The sequence below is a fragment of the Schaalia dentiphila ATCC 17982 genome (assembly GCF_000154225.1).
Taxonomy (GTDB): domain Bacteria; phylum Actinomycetota; class Actinomycetes; order Actinomycetales; family Actinomycetaceae; genus Pauljensenia; species Pauljensenia dentiphila.
In genome coordinates this window covers 262,055-275,304 of the sequence record NZ_DS264586.1, presented here as the reverse complement: position 1 = coordinate 275,304, position 13,250 = coordinate 262,055, and the positions used below count along the sequence as shown (strand labels likewise).

Genomic DNA, 13,250 nt, shown 5'->3' with positions numbered 1-13,250 from the left:
TTTTGTTACTTCAGGGACGCCCTGCCGGCGCCCTTCGCGACTAGCCAGAGGCCGACCTCGACGATGAACCCTGAGACGATGAAGACGATGGGCACGGAGATGCGCGTGTCCATGAGGGTGGTGGCGGCCAGGGCGATGCCGTGGGCGGTGCCCAGGACGCCGCTGCCGAAGAGGATGGGCCAGGTGGCGCGGTGCGCGCGCTCCCAAGCCTGCGAGCCGGGCTCGACGCCCTGAAGGCGCAGCCCCAGGGGAGGCCGGCACATGCCGGCGCGCGCGGTGAGGCCCGACGCAAACAGATAAAGGCCACCCGCGATCAGAGCGACGGCGAGAATCAGGAAGGCGACGATTAGTCCGATGTGCACGGGAACCCCTCGAAAAATAAGCGTTTCACGGCCGTTTCACGAACGGCTGCGCGACCATTCTACCCGGCCCCGGCCTCGTCGCCGCTGAGGCGGGCGGGGAGCGGTGACTGAGCGGCTGCTGCCAAGCATCGCGCCCGAGCCGGCCTCGATCAGAAGTAGCAGGCGATCGGACCGTTGGGACCCGGTACGACGGTGACGGGGGTGTCGAAGATGTCGGTGAGGACCTCGTCGCGCATGATCTCCTCGGGCGTGCCCATGAAGGCCACGTTCCCGTCCTTCAGAGCGCAGATCTGTGAGGCGTATCGGGCGGCGAAGTTGATATCGTGCAGAACGATGACGATCGTGCGTGAAAACTCGTGGGCCGCGCGCTCCAGCATGCGCATCATCTCGACGCTGCGCGCGATGTCCAGGTTGTTGAGGGGCTCGTCCAGCAGGACGTACTCCGTCTCCTGGGCGAGGACCATGGCGACGTAGGCGCGCTGTCGCTGGCCGCCTGAGAGTTGATCCAGGTAGCGACCTTCGAGTTCTACCAGGTCGAGGAAGCCGATGTAGCGGTCGATGATCGCCTCATCTTCGGCGCTCAGGCGTCCCTTCGAGTGGGGGAAGCGCCCGAAACCCACCAGCTGACGCACTGTCAGGCGCGATATGAAGTGGTTTTCCTGTCGCAGGATCGACAGGGTGCGGGCCAGCTCGGAGGACTTGGTCGTGGCCACGTTGAGGCCGCCGACCTCGATCGTGCCCTCGTCGATGCCCAGCAGGCGTCCGATCATAGTGAGCAGCGTCGACTTGCCCGCACCGTTGGGGCCGACGAGTGCCGTGATGCCCCCCGCTGGGATGTCGAGGGAGATCTCGCCGATGCGCACCGACGGCGAATACTGCTTGACGACGGAATCGATGGAGATCACAGGCGACCCTTCCGCAAGATAGTGACGATGAATGCGAGTCCGCCGACGAACTCGATGATGATGGAGACGACGCCCTGCGTGTTGAACACGTGATTCATGACGAAGTACGCGCTGGCAAGGATTGCGGCGCCCAGGGCGACGGACATCGCGAAGATGTAGCGGTGATCGTGCGTGTCCGAGAACTGGTAGGCCAGCGTCGCCACGAGGAAACCGAGGAACGTCATGGGACCCACGAGGGCCGTTGACGTGGCCATGAGGATCGACACCAGGACGAGGACGAGCACGGAGGTGCGACGGTGATTGAGTCCCAGGTTGGTTGCGGTCTCGCGGCCGAGCGAGAGCACCGACAGCTGGCGAGTGAGCAGCACGAGGGCGATGGCCGTGGCCGCGACGAGCGGAACCGCGATCGGGAAATACTCCTTCTGGGCGTTCGCGATCGACCCGAAGAGGCGCGCGGTCAGCACGTCGAACTCCGAGGGCGTGAGCAGCCTCTGCATGAAGGTGGAGATCGACCCGAGGCCCGCGCCCAGCATGACGCCGATGAGGAGCATCGCGTGCATCGAAGCCCGCTGCGAGGTGAGCAGCCACGAGTAGAGCGCGAGCGTTAGGGCGATCATGAGGGCGAGCTGCCCGACGAAGTTGCCGACCGTCGCCGACGCGTTGAGGCCTGCGACTCCCAGGAAAAAGATCGTGGAGGTGTGGATCGCCCGGTACAGGGACTCGAATCCGAGGATTGAGGGCGTGATGATGCGGTTGTTCGCCACTGTCTGGAAGGCGACCGTCGCCATGCCCTGGCACACCGCGACGATGGCGATCGCGAGGACCGCGAAGGCGCGCCGGCGGGCGAGCCTCCAGAACACCGGGGTGCCGAAGTGTGCGGGGTTCTTCCACGCAAGGAGGCCGATGCAGGCGAGGATCGCGACCGTGCACACGACCCCGAAGAGGATCCACCAGCGGCGCCGTGCGGCCGGGGACGTGAAGGCGCCGGTATGCCGGGCGGGGCGCTTCGTGCGCGCGGACGAAGTCGGGGTGGGTGCCGGGGTGGAGGCCTCGCGGTGCGCGGGGGAAGTCAGGACGCTCACAGGACGGCTCCCTTCTTGGCCTGGCGCAGCACGAGCATGATGAAGACGAAGGCTCCGAGGATGCCGAGGATGACCGAGACGGGCATCTCGAAGGGGGAGATGATCGTGCGGGCCAGCAGGTCTGTGATCGTCACGAGGGAGATGCCGGCCAGGCACACCCAGGGGAGGTTGGTGCGCAGGTTGTCACCCATCGACATGGACACGAGGTTGGGGACGATGAGGCCCAGGAACGGCAGGGATCCGACGACGACGGTGACGACGCCGGTCGCCACGGCTACGAGCCCCGTCGCGATGAGGACCATGCGGTGGTAGTTGACGCCGAGGGAGATGGCGATGTCCTCGCCGAGGGACACAGCCGTCAGCCGGTCCGCCATGATGAACACGATTGCCACGACGACGGTGACGATCCACAGGACCTCGTACTGGCCCTCGTAGACGGAGGTGAAGGATCCCTGGAACCACACGGAGACGCTCTGCAGGGTGTTCGTCTCGAGCGCCAGGAATGTCGAGATCGCGGAGACGACCGCGCCGAGCATCATGCCCATGATCGGCACGAGCAGCGAGGAGCGCAGGGAGACGCGGCGCAGCAGCGCGAAAAACACCATCGTGCCCACGAACGCGAAGACGATCGCGCAGGTCATGCGCACCAGGATCGGGGCGCCGGGCCACACAATCATGATGACGAGCAGGCCCAGCCCCGCCCACTCGGTCGTGCCCGTCGTCGAGGGCTCGGCGAATCGGTTCTGGGTGACCAGCTGCATGACGAGGCCGCTCATCGACATCGCGGCCCCGGACAGGACAAGCGCGATCGTACGGGGGACGCGTACGGCGAGGAAAATTTGCCACCCGTCGTCCTGGGAGAGAATCGAGTACTCGCCGGTCGACAGGGATAGGACGAGGAGCGTAGCCACGGCGAGCGCGGCCAGGGCGAGCGCCAGGGGATGGCGTTTCGACGAGGCCGGGGCGGCCTCACGCTTGAGTGCGGCTTCCGCGGGTGTGGTGGTGGGGGAGTGCGTCATATGAACAGGGGTGCGGGTGCCGCCCCAAGGGGCGGCACCCCGCAAGGTGTCAGAGGGTCACTTCTTCGCGGCTTCGAAGGCGTCCGCGATGGAGTTGAAGATCTCCGTGTAGGTGATGATGGACTCGTTGGTGTACGTGTCGTTGGGCGCGTACACGACGTGCTTGTTCTGTAGCGCGGCGACGTTCTGCAGCGCAGCGTTACCGTTGATGACAGTCTCGGCCGGGGTGTTCGAGCCGTCCTTGGTGATGGCGGCGTCGCGGTCGAGGACGAAGATCCACGCCGGGTTGGCCTCGGCGATGGCCTCGACGGAGATGTCGTCGCCGGTGTGCGAGTCGGTCGAACCCTCGACCTCAAGGGCGGGCTTCAGGCCGAGCAGGTCGAAGACCGGGCCCCACGTGCGACCCTTGCCGGGTGCCACGTAGCCGATGTTGCCTCCGGAGACGTCAACCGCCATGACGGTCGAGGAGCCGTCGTAGGCCTTCTTCGCGCGCTCGATCGAGGCGTTGAAGTCGTCGACGAGCTTCTTGGCCTCGTCCTGCTTGCCGAAGATCTCGCCGAGCTCGGTGACCTCGCGGATGAGCTCCTCATTGAAGGGCTTGCCATCGCGCGGCTCCAGGTTGATGAGCGGGACGTCGGGCGCCAGCTCCTTGATCTGCGCGTCGAACTTGGAGAAGCGCTGACCGGAGATGATGAGGTCGGGTTCGGCGGCGACCAGGGCCTCCAAGTTGGGGTCGCGGTGCATGCCCACGTCGGCAACCTCATCGCCACGGAAGGCGGTGACGGTCGAGGGGAGCAGCTTCTTCGGGGCGGCGACAAGCTGCACGTCCCACTGCTGGAGCACCTCGAAGGTGCGGTTGTCGAGGGAAGCGGCGCGGGTGACGGGCAGCTTGATCTCCACCGGGCCGTCGTTCGCCTCGACCGTCACGGACGAGGGCTGGGTGGCCTGCGTGGTCTCGCTCGAGGCGGCGGGGGACTGGGACGAGGTGGGGGCTGCTCCCGAGGAGCAGGCGGCTAGGCCGAGGGCGGCGACGGCGGCGAGAGCGGCCAGCGAGGTGGTCGTGCGGGACATTACTTCTCCGTGAGTTAGCTGTGTAGGGGCTGAAATAGGATAAGCGAGGCTTACCTAATTGCCAAACTAACCTTACAGATGTTTTGAGCTCCGTGCGTGTGAATGCGCCCATAGTTTCGAGGGGAGGTGCGGGTGGTGTGCGGTCTGGTGAGGCCAGGAAGTGATTGCTACGAGTATGCCAAGGGGCGGTGCTCGAATGAGCACCGCCCCTCAGAGAACAGCTCGGGTTCCCGAGCGAAACGTCAGGTCAGTCGACCAGGCCCTTCACGGCCTCGTCGAGCTCTGCGACCCAATCCGCGCCCGACACGTCCGAGGGCATGCGCCAATCCCCGCGGGGGGATAGGGAGCCGCCGGCCATGACCTTCGGGCCGTTGGGCAGCGCGCTGCGCTTGAACTGTTGGCTGAAGAAACGCCACAGGAACAGGCGCTCCCACTTGACGATCTCCTCAAGCGAATACGCAACCTTGTCCTCCTCGGGGAAGCCGACCGGCCAGGAGCCAACCGAGGCATCCGACCAGGCCTTCTCCGCCAGGAACGCGATCTTCGAGGGGCGCGCTCCGCGACGCAGCACGTGGTAGAGCGTGAAGTCTTGCAGGTTGTAGGGGCCGATCTTGTCCTGTGTGGACTGCATCTTCTCGCCCGGCTTGGCGGGAACCAGCTCGGGGGAGATCTCCGTGTGGAGGATCGACAGGAGCACCTCGCCGACGTGGTCGTCGAACTGCTTGGAGGCCACAACCCAGCGGATCAGGTGCTGCATGAGGGTCTTCGGCACGCCCGTGTTCACCGCGTAGTGGCTCATCTGGTCGCCCACGCCGTACGTGCACCAGCCCAGCGCCAGCTCGGACAGGTCCCCCGTGCCCAGCACGATGCCGCCCAGGTGGTTGGCCAGGCGGAACAGGTAGTCGGTGCGCAGGCCCGCCTGAACGTTCTCGAAGGTCACGTCGTAGGTGGCCTCACCCTCGCCGTAGGGGTGACCGATGTCGGCCAGCATCTGCGTGGCAGCCGGACGGATGTCGATCTCCTGGAAAGACGTGCCGAGGTACTGGCACAGCAGGGTCGCGTTCTTCTTCGTTCGCTCGGAGGTCGCAAAGCCGGGCAGCGTGTAGCACAGGATGTCCGTGCGCGGGCGGCCAAGCAGATCCATCGCGCGGGAGGCCACGACCAGTGCGTGCGTCGAATCCAGGCCACCCGAGACACCGATGACGATCTTGGGGTTACCGATCGCGCGCAGGCGCTGGACCAGGCCGGCCACCTGAATGTTGTAGGCCTCGTAGCAGTCCTGCTCCAAGCGCGTCGGGTCGTTGGGGACAAAGGGGAAGCGGTTGACAGGGCGCTCCAGACCCAGGTTGGTGCGCGGCGGATCGAGCGTGAACTCGACCTCCTGCGGGGCCATGCGCTCGTCGCCCGCGAAGTAGCGCTGAGCGTTGTCCGTGAACGAGTTCTGGCGCTTGCGCTCGGTGCGCAGTCGCTCCAGGTCCACGTCGGCGATCGTGATGTGCGCACCCTCCTGGAAACGCTCGCCGATGGCCAGGCGGTCCCCGGCCTCGTAAATCATGGCCTCGCCGTCCCAGGCGAGGTCCGTGCTGGACTCGCCCATGCCGGCCGCCGTGTACACGTAGGCCGCCGAGCAGCGCGCGGACACCGAGCGCACCATGAGCTCGCGGTCGGCGCCGCGTCCCACGGTGATGGGGGAGGCCGACAGGTTCGCGAGGACGGTCGCGCCCGCGAGCGCAAGCTCGGTGGCCGGGGTGACGGGCACCCACATGTCCTCGCAGATCTCGATGCCGATGGTCAGGCCGGGCACGTCGTCGGCGGACAGGAGGACCTGGCCGAAGGGAACCCACACGGGGCCACCGGAAAACTCCTCGATGCCGCCCCACGGCACCTCGATGCGCTCGCATGCGCGCGGGGGCATGGTGACGAAGTGGCGCTTCTCGTAGAACTCGCGGTAGTTGGGTAGGTGGGACTTGGGGACGATCGCCAGCACGCGGCCGCGGTGGATGGCGACGGCGCAGTTGTACAGTGCGTTGTCCTTGCGCAGGGGCGCGCCCACGACGAGGAGGGGCAGCAGGTCGGCGCTGGCCTCAACGATCTGCGCGAGGGCCTTCTCGACGTTATCGAGCAGCGCGTCCTGCAGGAAAAGATCGTCGATGGCGTAGCCGGAGACGCACAGTTCGGGGAATACGCCCATCGCGACGCCGCGCGCATCAAGCTCGCGGGCGGCGTCGATGATCTCGCGCGCGTTCTCGAACGGGCGGGCGGGGTGCACGGGCAGGGTCACGGCGGCAACGCGCGCAAAGCCCTGATCGTAGAGGGAATGGAAGTTCATGGTTCTCCTTCGGTACTGGGCTATTCTTGCGCACTCGGCGCGCTCGCGCTCTTCATCGACGAGGCCGGGGCTGGGGCGGGTGGGCGGCGTAGGGGCGGGTCGAGGACGAAGGCCGTAGCATCGACGCCCCGGACGAGTCGGTAGAGGGCGGCCGGGCGCCCGGCACCCTCGCGCACCGTGCCACCCGTTGGTTCGATGAATGACGCGGTTTTTGTTGCTTTGCGGTGGAAGTTGCGCGGGTCGAGCGCCGATCCCCAGATGGCTTCGTACGTGGTGCGCAGCTGCGTGATCGTGAACTCGGGGCCGCAGAAGGACGTGGCCAGGGGTGAGTATTCGATCTTGGAGCGGGCGCGCTCTACTCCGTCTGCGAGGATTTCCGCGTGATCGAAGGCGAGGGGCGAGGTGGGCGCAAGGAGGGCGTCGACGGGGTGCCAGAGGGCTCCCGCGGCGTCGCCGCCCGAGCGGGTTGGTGAGAACGAGGGGGCGAGGAGGAGGTAGGCGACGGAGAGAACGGGCCCGCGCGGGTCGCGGCCTTCCGGTCCGTAGGAACGCAGCTGTTCGAGATGTCCTGGCGGAGTAATGCCGGTTTCCTCCTCGAGTTCGCGCGCTGCCGCCTCCTCGGTCTGCTCGCTCTCGCGCAGAAAGCCGCCGGGGAGTGCCAAGTGATCCTTGAAAGGCTCAATACCGCGCCGCACGACGAGCGCGTGGAGCGTGTGGTCGATGACCGTCAGGGCGACGATGTCGACCGCGACGGGAATGGTCAGGGGTGAAGTCATGGTGCAAGCCTAGCCTATTTGTGTCGAGTTGACATTAAATGCAGTGAGGGGTTATCGTCATCCTGACATAAACAAGTGGTTCACCACCCAACCAAGGAGTCATCATGGGAACCCTTCGCCACCACCCCTTCCTCATCCGCTACCAGGGCGGCGCCGGCGATCACGTCGTCCAGATCCGCGCCGGACGCACGATCCGATCCGGCGTCGGCCAGTCCTTCTGGCTGCGAGCCGGCCGCTGCGCGCTCGCCGAGGTCCCCACCGCCAACCGCGCCCACAGCTTCCTCGTGCAGGCGACCACCGCGGATCAGCAGAACATCAACGCGCAGGTTGCCATCACCTACCACATCGAGGACGCAGAAGCCGCCGCAGCACACTACGACTTCGGGCTCTATCCGCGCGAAGCGGGAGCAGATGCCCAGGGGCTGTGGCAGATCGACGAAACCGTCACCCGCATCGCCTTCTCCGCCCTGGCCTCGGCAATCGGCGAGATGACGCTGACCGACGCCATTTCCGGATCCCTCGAACGGGTCGGACGCGTGCTGACCCAAGCCTTCGCGGACGATCATCAGCTGCGCGCCACCGGCGTTGCCGTCGTCGACGCGCGCCTGCTGAGCCTGCGCCCGGACGAAGGGGTCGAATCCTCCCTGCGCGCCCCGCTCCTCGAGCAACTCCAGGCCGAGGCCGACCGCGCCCTCTACGAGCGCCGGGCGCTCGCGGTCGAGCGCGAGTCCCAGATCTCCGAAAACGAGATGCAATCCAAGCTGGATCTGGCCCGCAAGCGTGCCGACCTCGTCGATCAGGAAGGTCATAACGCCAGGCGCGAAGCCGAAGAGAAGGCGGCCGCAGACGCTATTGAGGTCGAAGCGGAAGCGCGCCGTATCACTGAAAAAGCTAAGGCGTACGAGGTCGACTGGAACACCGCGGGCCGCGCCCGCATCGCCAACGACGCCGCCTACATCCAGGCGCTCGCGCAGGCTGGGCCCGAGGTGGCGCGTGCCCTCGCGCTGAAGGAAATGGCGAAGAACATGCCGTCCTTCGGGAACATCACCATCACCGCCGATGTGCTCAGCGATCTTGTCGCTGCCTTCACCGGCTCCGCAAAGGCGGGACAGTAGTTATGCGCCGCCGCGCCGTCATCGTCCGACGCCCCACCGAGTTCGACGAGCTCATGGACCGCTACTCCACGCGCGGCCAGGTCGAATTCGTCCTGCGCAGCCGCGGGCGCACCCTTGAGTCCGTCGAGCGTGCGCACGAGTCTCACGTGGCCGCCCTGGCTCGCGTGCGGGTAGGAATACCGGACGGGTGGGCGAGCGCCGACGTCGAGCGCGATTCCCTGTCGCGCTTCCTCTTTGCCCCCGAGGACGTCATCGTCGTCGTGGGACCCGACGGTCTCGTGGCCAACGTCGCCAAGTACGTCGACACCCAGGTCGTCGTTGGGATCAACTCGGTTCCCGAGTCTCAGGCCGGTGTGCTCGTTCGCTGTGCGCCCGAGGAGGGCATCTGCGCGCTGCGCCGCCTCGACGAGGGCGCCGACCTGCGCGTCGATCACCTCACGATGGTGCAGGCGAGCGTTGACGACTCGCGATCGCTGCGGGCCCTCAACGAGGTCTTCATCGGGCATCCGAGCCACCAGAGCGCCCGCTACGAGCTGCGGGCCGGGTCCGTCGTCGAGCGCCAGTCCTCCTCCGGGCTTGTCATCTCAACGGGGACCGGGGCGACCGGGTGGGGAGCCTCCCTCAAACGCGGACGCCACATGGGGGAGTTGCCCGCGCCGACCTCGCGCTCGCTCGCGTGGTTCGTGCGCGAGGCGTGGCCCTCACCCTTCACCGGCGTCGAGTACACCGAGGGCATCCTGGATGAGGGCGAAGACCTCGGCCTCGTCGTTGCCTCCGAATCCCTCGTGCTGTTCGGCGATGGCATGGAGTCCGACCGCTTGACCCTCACGTGGGGCCAAAGCGTGCGGATTTCGCGCGCCCCGCGCGCCCTGTCCCTCGTCGACCCCGCCGGGCTGGGGGAGGGCTGAGCCTGCGGGTTCGTGCGCCAACGCCTACGCAGGCAGAACACCCCGTGCGCGCAGCTCGTCCATGACGCGGTCGAGGGTCGCGCCCACTGGCTCGCGGATGATCAGGTCGGCGTGGGCGTCGGCCGAGGTTGGGGTGGCGTTCAACAGCACCAGGTGATCCCCGGAGAAATAGTTGATGAGGCCCGCCGCCGGGTAGACCACGAGGGACGTGCCCGCCACGATCAGCGTGGATGCCCGCGAGATGGCGGACACGGCAGCCTCGATGACGCCCTGGTCGAGGGACTCACCGTACATAACGATGTCGGGGCGCATCTGCGAGGCACACGAGGGGCACGCGGGCACGGGATCCCCATCAACCCTGACGGAATCGCCTAGTGATGCGACGGCCCCACAGCTCGTGCACACGAGCCGCTCCCAATTGCCGTGCAGCTCCCACACGGCGCGCGACCCGGCCCGCTGGTGCAGGCCATCGATGTTCTGCGTGATGACCGCGTCCAGGCGCCCCGCGGCCTCCAGAGACGCCAGTGCCCTGTGCGCGCCGTTGGGCTCCACCGGACGGTAGATCTCGTGGAACCACTCCCAGTAGGCCTGCGGGTGCCGCTCAAAGAAGTCGATACTCAGGACCGTCTCGAGGGGAATCTCGCGCTCCTGAAAGTAGAAGCCGTTCGCCCCACGAAAGTCCGGGATACCAGACTCGGTGGACACGCCCGCCCCGCCGAAAAACACGGTCGATGGTGATGCGGCGATCCAAGCCGCCAAGGTTGAAACATCGCTGTTCATGAGGCCCTCCTCGAGGTGGCTACTCGCCCAGGATACGCCCGAGGCCGGGGCCCCACGTGGGAACCCCGGCCTCGTCAACGCGAAGCGATCAGGCGAAGGTCAGCGCCTGGCGGGCGATCGCCAGCTCCTCGTTGGTCGGGAAGACGTAGATCTTCACGGTCGAGTCGGGAGCGGAGACGACGCGCGGCTCGCCGGAGCGAACCTTGTTCGCCTCGACGTCGATCTTGACGCCGAAGGGGGCGAGGGCCTCTGCCAGCTCGCGGCGCACGTCGTGGTCGTTCTCGCCGATGCCGGCGGTGAAGGTGATGACGTCCAGGCCTCCCAGCTCGGCGGTGTAGGAACCCACGTACTTCAGCAGGCGGTTGATGTACACGTCCATGGCGGTACGGGCGCGCTGCTGAACCTCGGGGGCGTCATCGTTGTGGATCATTTCCCACACGGAGCGCATGTCGGACTCGCCGGTCATGCCCTTCATGCCGGACTTCTTGTTGAAGAGGGTGTCGACCTCGTCGACGCTCATGCCGGCGACGCGCTGCAGGTGGAACACGACGGCCGGGTCGATGTCGCCGGTGCGGGTGCCCATCATGAGGCCCTCGAGGGGGGTCAGGCCCATGGAGGTGTCGATCGGGTGGCCGTTCTTGACGGCGGACACGGACGCGCCGTTGCCCAGGTGCATGACGATCTGCTTGAGGTCGTCGCGGCCTTCCAGCTTCGCGATCTCATGGGAGACGAACTGGTGGGAGGTGCCGTGGGCGCCGTAGCGGCGCACGGAGTACTTCTCGGCGGTCTCGGTCTCGAGGGCGTACAGGGCCGAGCGGGCGGGCAGCTGCTGGAAGAACGCGGTGTCGAAGACGGCGACATGGGGGACGTCGGGCATGAGCTCGCGCGCCACGTCGATGCCCTTGAGGTGGGCGGGGTTGTGCAGCGGAGCCAGCGGGCACAGCTCTTCGATCAGGTCGCGGACCTCGTTGGTGATGAGGGCCGGGCCGTCGAAGTGGCGGCCGCCCTGAACGACGCGGTGACCGACGGCGACGATGCCGGCCTCGGCCAGGGTCGGGCCCTCCGTGTCGAAGAGGCGCAGAACCTCGCGCATGCCGACGGTGTGGTCGGGAACTGGGAGCTCTTCTTCGGTGACGGCGTCGCCGTGGACGTGCTTGATGAGGCCCATGGGGTCACCGATGCGCTCGACGAGGCCCTTGGCGATGGCGTCGCCGGTTTCGGGGTCGACAAGCTGGTACTTGATGGAGGAGGAGCCGGAGTTAATGACGAGGACGGAGGACGAGGACACGCGTTCGCCTTTCGTGTTGTGGGGATAGGAAAGAAAAAGTACGAGGCCGGGGCTCGGTTCGCATCAATACTAACCGGACCCCGGGACCTCAGTCCCGTTCAGCCCTGGGCCTGGACGGCGGTCAGGGCGACGGTGTTGACGATGTCTTCGACGAGGGCGCCGCGCGACAGGTCGTTGACGGGCTTGTTGAGGCCCTGCAGGACGGGGCCGACAGCGACGGCGCCGGAGGAGCGCTGGACCGCCTTGTAGCCGATGTTTCCGGCTTCCAGCGAGGGGAAGACGAAGACGGTGGCCTTGCCGGCGACCTCGGAGCCGGGCAGCTTGGTGGCGGCGACGGCCGCATCGACGGCAGCATCGAACTGGATGGGGCCTTCGATGGCCAGCTCGGGGGCCTTCTCGCGGGCGAGGCGGGTGGCCTCGACGACGACGTCGACGTCCGGGCCGGACCCGGAGGTGCCGGTCGAGTAGGAGAGCATGGCGACGCGCGGGGTGACGCCGAATTGGGCGGCGGTGCGCGCGGAGGTCACGGCGATGTCGGCCAGCTGCTCGGCGGTGGGGTTGGGGTTGACGGCGCAGTCGCCGAACGCCCATACGCGATCCTTCATCGCCATGAGGAAGATGGAGGAGACGACGGAGACGCCGGGGGCGGTCTTGATGATCTGGAAGGAGGGGACGATCGTGTGCGCGGTCGTGTGGGCAGCGCCCGAGACCATGCCGTCGGCGTCGCCCATGTGGACCATCATGGTGCCGAAGTAGGACACGTCGGTGACCTTCTCGCGGGCCTGCTCAAGGGTGACGCCCTTCTTGGCGCGCAGGCGCGCGAACTCCTCGGCGTAACGCTCGAGGTAGGCGGGATCGTTCACGGAGATGACCTGGGCGGCGCTCAGGTCGAGGCCGAGCTCGCCGGCGCGCTTGGCGACGTAGTCGGCGTCGCCCACGAACGTGATGTCGGCGATGCCGGCGGCGAGGACCTGGGCGGCGGCCTGCAGAACGCGGTCGTCGTCGGGCTCGGGCAGGACGATGCGCTTGCGTTCGGCGCGGGCGCGCTCGATGAGGTCCGCCTGGAAGGCAAGCGGGGTGACTGCGGTGGGGGCGGCGGTGGTGCGCAGGGTGGCTGCGGCCTCGTCGCCCAGCGGCAGGGTCAGGACGGGGACGTCGGCCTCGACCGCGGGGGCGCCACCGGTCAGGACGACGGCGACGACGGAGGCGGCAGCAGCCTCGGCGCGCAGGCGGGCGGCGGCGATCTCTTCGGCGAGGAGCTCGGCGCTGGCGCCCTCGGCGTCGAAGGCGAGGATGACGCCGGCGCGGGTGGAGGCGGCGAGGTTCAGGTTCCAGGCCACGTGGTCGAAGGCGCGGTTCGAGGCCTCACGGGCGGGGGCGATGAGCGCGTCGTCGCCGACGGCGCGGACGGCTTCGACCGCGGCGGGCAGAGCAGAGGCGGGACGGAGGGCGGCGTCGGTAGCCGTCGTGCCGGCCAGGGCGTCGACGGTGGCGACGCCGAGAACGCGGGCCAGCTCGTCAGTAGCGAGGGCGGCTGCCTCCGACGAACCGGGGGCGACGACAATAAAGCGGGACACTCGAATGCTCCTTTGATGCGAGAAATATGTTGCGGGTC

General features: G+C 67.3%; 12 protein-coding genes. 2 read left to right on the top strand and 10 right to left on the bottom strand.

Features of this window, described 5'->3' with window-relative positions:
• Window positions 1-5: 5 nt before the first annotated feature.
• The 7 genes from ACTODO_RS01155 to ACTODO_RS01125 all read right to left on the bottom strand — a co-directional run bounded on the left by ACTODO_RS01155 (window position 6) and on the right by ACTODO_RS01125 (window position 7,544).
• Window positions 6-362 carry a hypothetical protein gene (locus tag ACTODO_RS01155; protein WP_003790426.1) on the bottom strand — a complete coding sequence of 119 codons (357 nt, stop codon included), beginning with the start codon at window positions 360-362 and terminating at the stop codon, window positions 6-8.
• A gap of 149 nt (window positions 363-511) precedes the next feature.
• On the bottom strand, window positions 512-1,267 hold the full coding sequence (locus ACTODO_RS01150) for an iron ABC transporter ATP-binding protein (protein WP_003790425.1): 756 nt from the start codon (window positions 1,265-1,267) through the stop codon (window positions 512-514).
• Window positions 1,264-2,349, bottom strand: a complete 1,086-nt coding sequence (locus ACTODO_RS01145) for an iron chelate uptake ABC transporter family permease subunit (RefSeq protein WP_003790423.1) — start codon at window positions 2,347-2,349, stop codon at window positions 1,264-1,266. The genes ACTODO_RS01150 and ACTODO_RS01145 overlap by 4 nt, the downstream gene beginning before the upstream one ends.
• A complete protein-coding gene (locus ACTODO_RS01140) occupies window positions 2,346-3,368 on the bottom strand; it encodes an ABC transporter permease (RefSeq protein ID WP_003790422.1) in 1,023 nt (340 codons plus the stop codon). Before ACTODO_RS01140 ends, ACTODO_RS01145 begins: the two co-directional genes overlap by 4 nt.
• Window positions 3,369-3,425: 57 nt before the next feature.
• Window positions 3,426-4,439, bottom strand: coding sequence for a siderophore ABC transporter substrate-binding protein (locus tag ACTODO_RS01135; protein WP_003790420.1), 1,014 nt, complete (start codon window positions 4,437-4,439; stop codon window positions 3,426-3,428).
• Between the two features lie 247 nt (window positions 4,440-4,686).
• On the bottom strand, window positions 4,687-6,768 hold the full coding sequence (locus ACTODO_RS01130; protein ID WP_003790418.1) for an NAD(+) synthase: 2,082 nt from the start codon (window positions 6,766-6,768) through the stop codon (window positions 4,687-4,689).
• Between the two features lie 20 nt (window positions 6,769-6,788).
• On the bottom strand, window positions 6,789-7,544 hold the full coding sequence (locus ACTODO_RS01125; protein ID WP_003790416.1) for an NUDIX hydrolase: 756 nt from the start codon (window positions 7,542-7,544) through the stop codon (window positions 6,789-6,791).
• A gap of 104 nt (window positions 7,545-7,648) precedes the next feature.
• Between ACTODO_RS01125 and ACTODO_RS01120 the strand changes: the two genes are divergently transcribed.
• Window positions 7,649-8,659, top strand: a complete 1,011-nt coding sequence (locus ACTODO_RS01120; protein ID WP_003790414.1) for an SPFH domain-containing protein — start codon at window positions 7,649-7,651, stop codon at window positions 8,657-8,659.
• 2 nt (window positions 8,660-8,661) lie between these two features.
• Window positions 8,662-9,567, top strand: a complete 906-nt coding sequence (locus ACTODO_RS01115) for an NAD(+)/NADH kinase (protein WP_003790413.1) — start codon at window positions 8,662-8,664, stop codon at window positions 9,565-9,567.
• 24 nt (window positions 9,568-9,591) lie between these two features.
• Here the strand turns inward: ACTODO_RS01115 and ACTODO_RS01110 are convergent, their stop codons facing one another.
• From ACTODO_RS01110 to pta, 3 genes are all read right to left on the bottom strand, one after another.
• Entirely contained in the window at window positions 9,592-10,347 is a 756-nt protein-coding gene (locus ACTODO_RS01110; protein WP_003790410.1) for an NAD-dependent protein deacylase, read from the bottom strand.
• An 88-nt stretch (window positions 10,348-10,435) separates the two neighbouring features.
• Window positions 10,436-11,635 carry an acetate/propionate family kinase gene (locus ACTODO_RS01105; protein ID WP_003790408.1) on the bottom strand — a complete coding sequence of 400 codons (1,200 nt, stop codon included), beginning with the start codon at window positions 11,633-11,635 and terminating at the stop codon, window positions 10,436-10,438.
• 98 nt (window positions 11,636-11,733) lie between these two features.
• The gene (gene pta, locus ACTODO_RS01100; RefSeq protein WP_003790407.1) at window positions 11,734-13,212 is read right to left on the bottom strand and encodes a phosphate acetyltransferase; all 1,479 of its coding nucleotides are present in this window, start codon (window positions 13,210-13,212) and stop codon (window positions 11,734-11,736) included.
• Window positions 13,213-13,250 lie beyond the last annotated feature (38 nt).

Coding starts and splice junctions, on each gene's coding strand:
- ACTODO_RS01140 (WP_003790422.1), bottom strand. CDS start 3,368: ATGACGCACTCCCCCACCACCACACCCGCGGAAGCCGCACTCAAGCGT.
- ACTODO_RS01135 (WP_003790420.1), bottom strand. CDS start 4,439: ATGTCCCGCACGACCACCTCGCTGGCCGCTCTCGCCGCCGTCGCCGCC.
- ACTODO_RS01130 (WP_003790418.1), bottom strand. CDS start 6,768: ATGAACTTCCATTCCCTCTACGATCAGGGCTTTGCGCGCGTTGCCGCC.
- ACTODO_RS01125 (WP_003790416.1), bottom strand. CDS start 7,544: ATGACTTCACCCCTGACCATTCCCGTCGCGGTCGACATCGTCGCCCTG.
- ACTODO_RS01120 (WP_003790414.1), top strand. CDS start 7,649: ATGGGAACCCTTCGCCACCACCCCTTCCTCATCCGCTACCAGGGCGGC.
- ACTODO_RS01115 (WP_003790413.1), top strand. CDS start 8,662: ATGCGCCGCCGCGCCGTCATCGTCCGACGCCCCACCGAGTTCGACGAG.
- ACTODO_RS01110 (WP_003790410.1), bottom strand. CDS start 10,347: ATGAACAGCGATGTTTCAACCTTGGCGGCTTGGATCGCCGCATCACCA.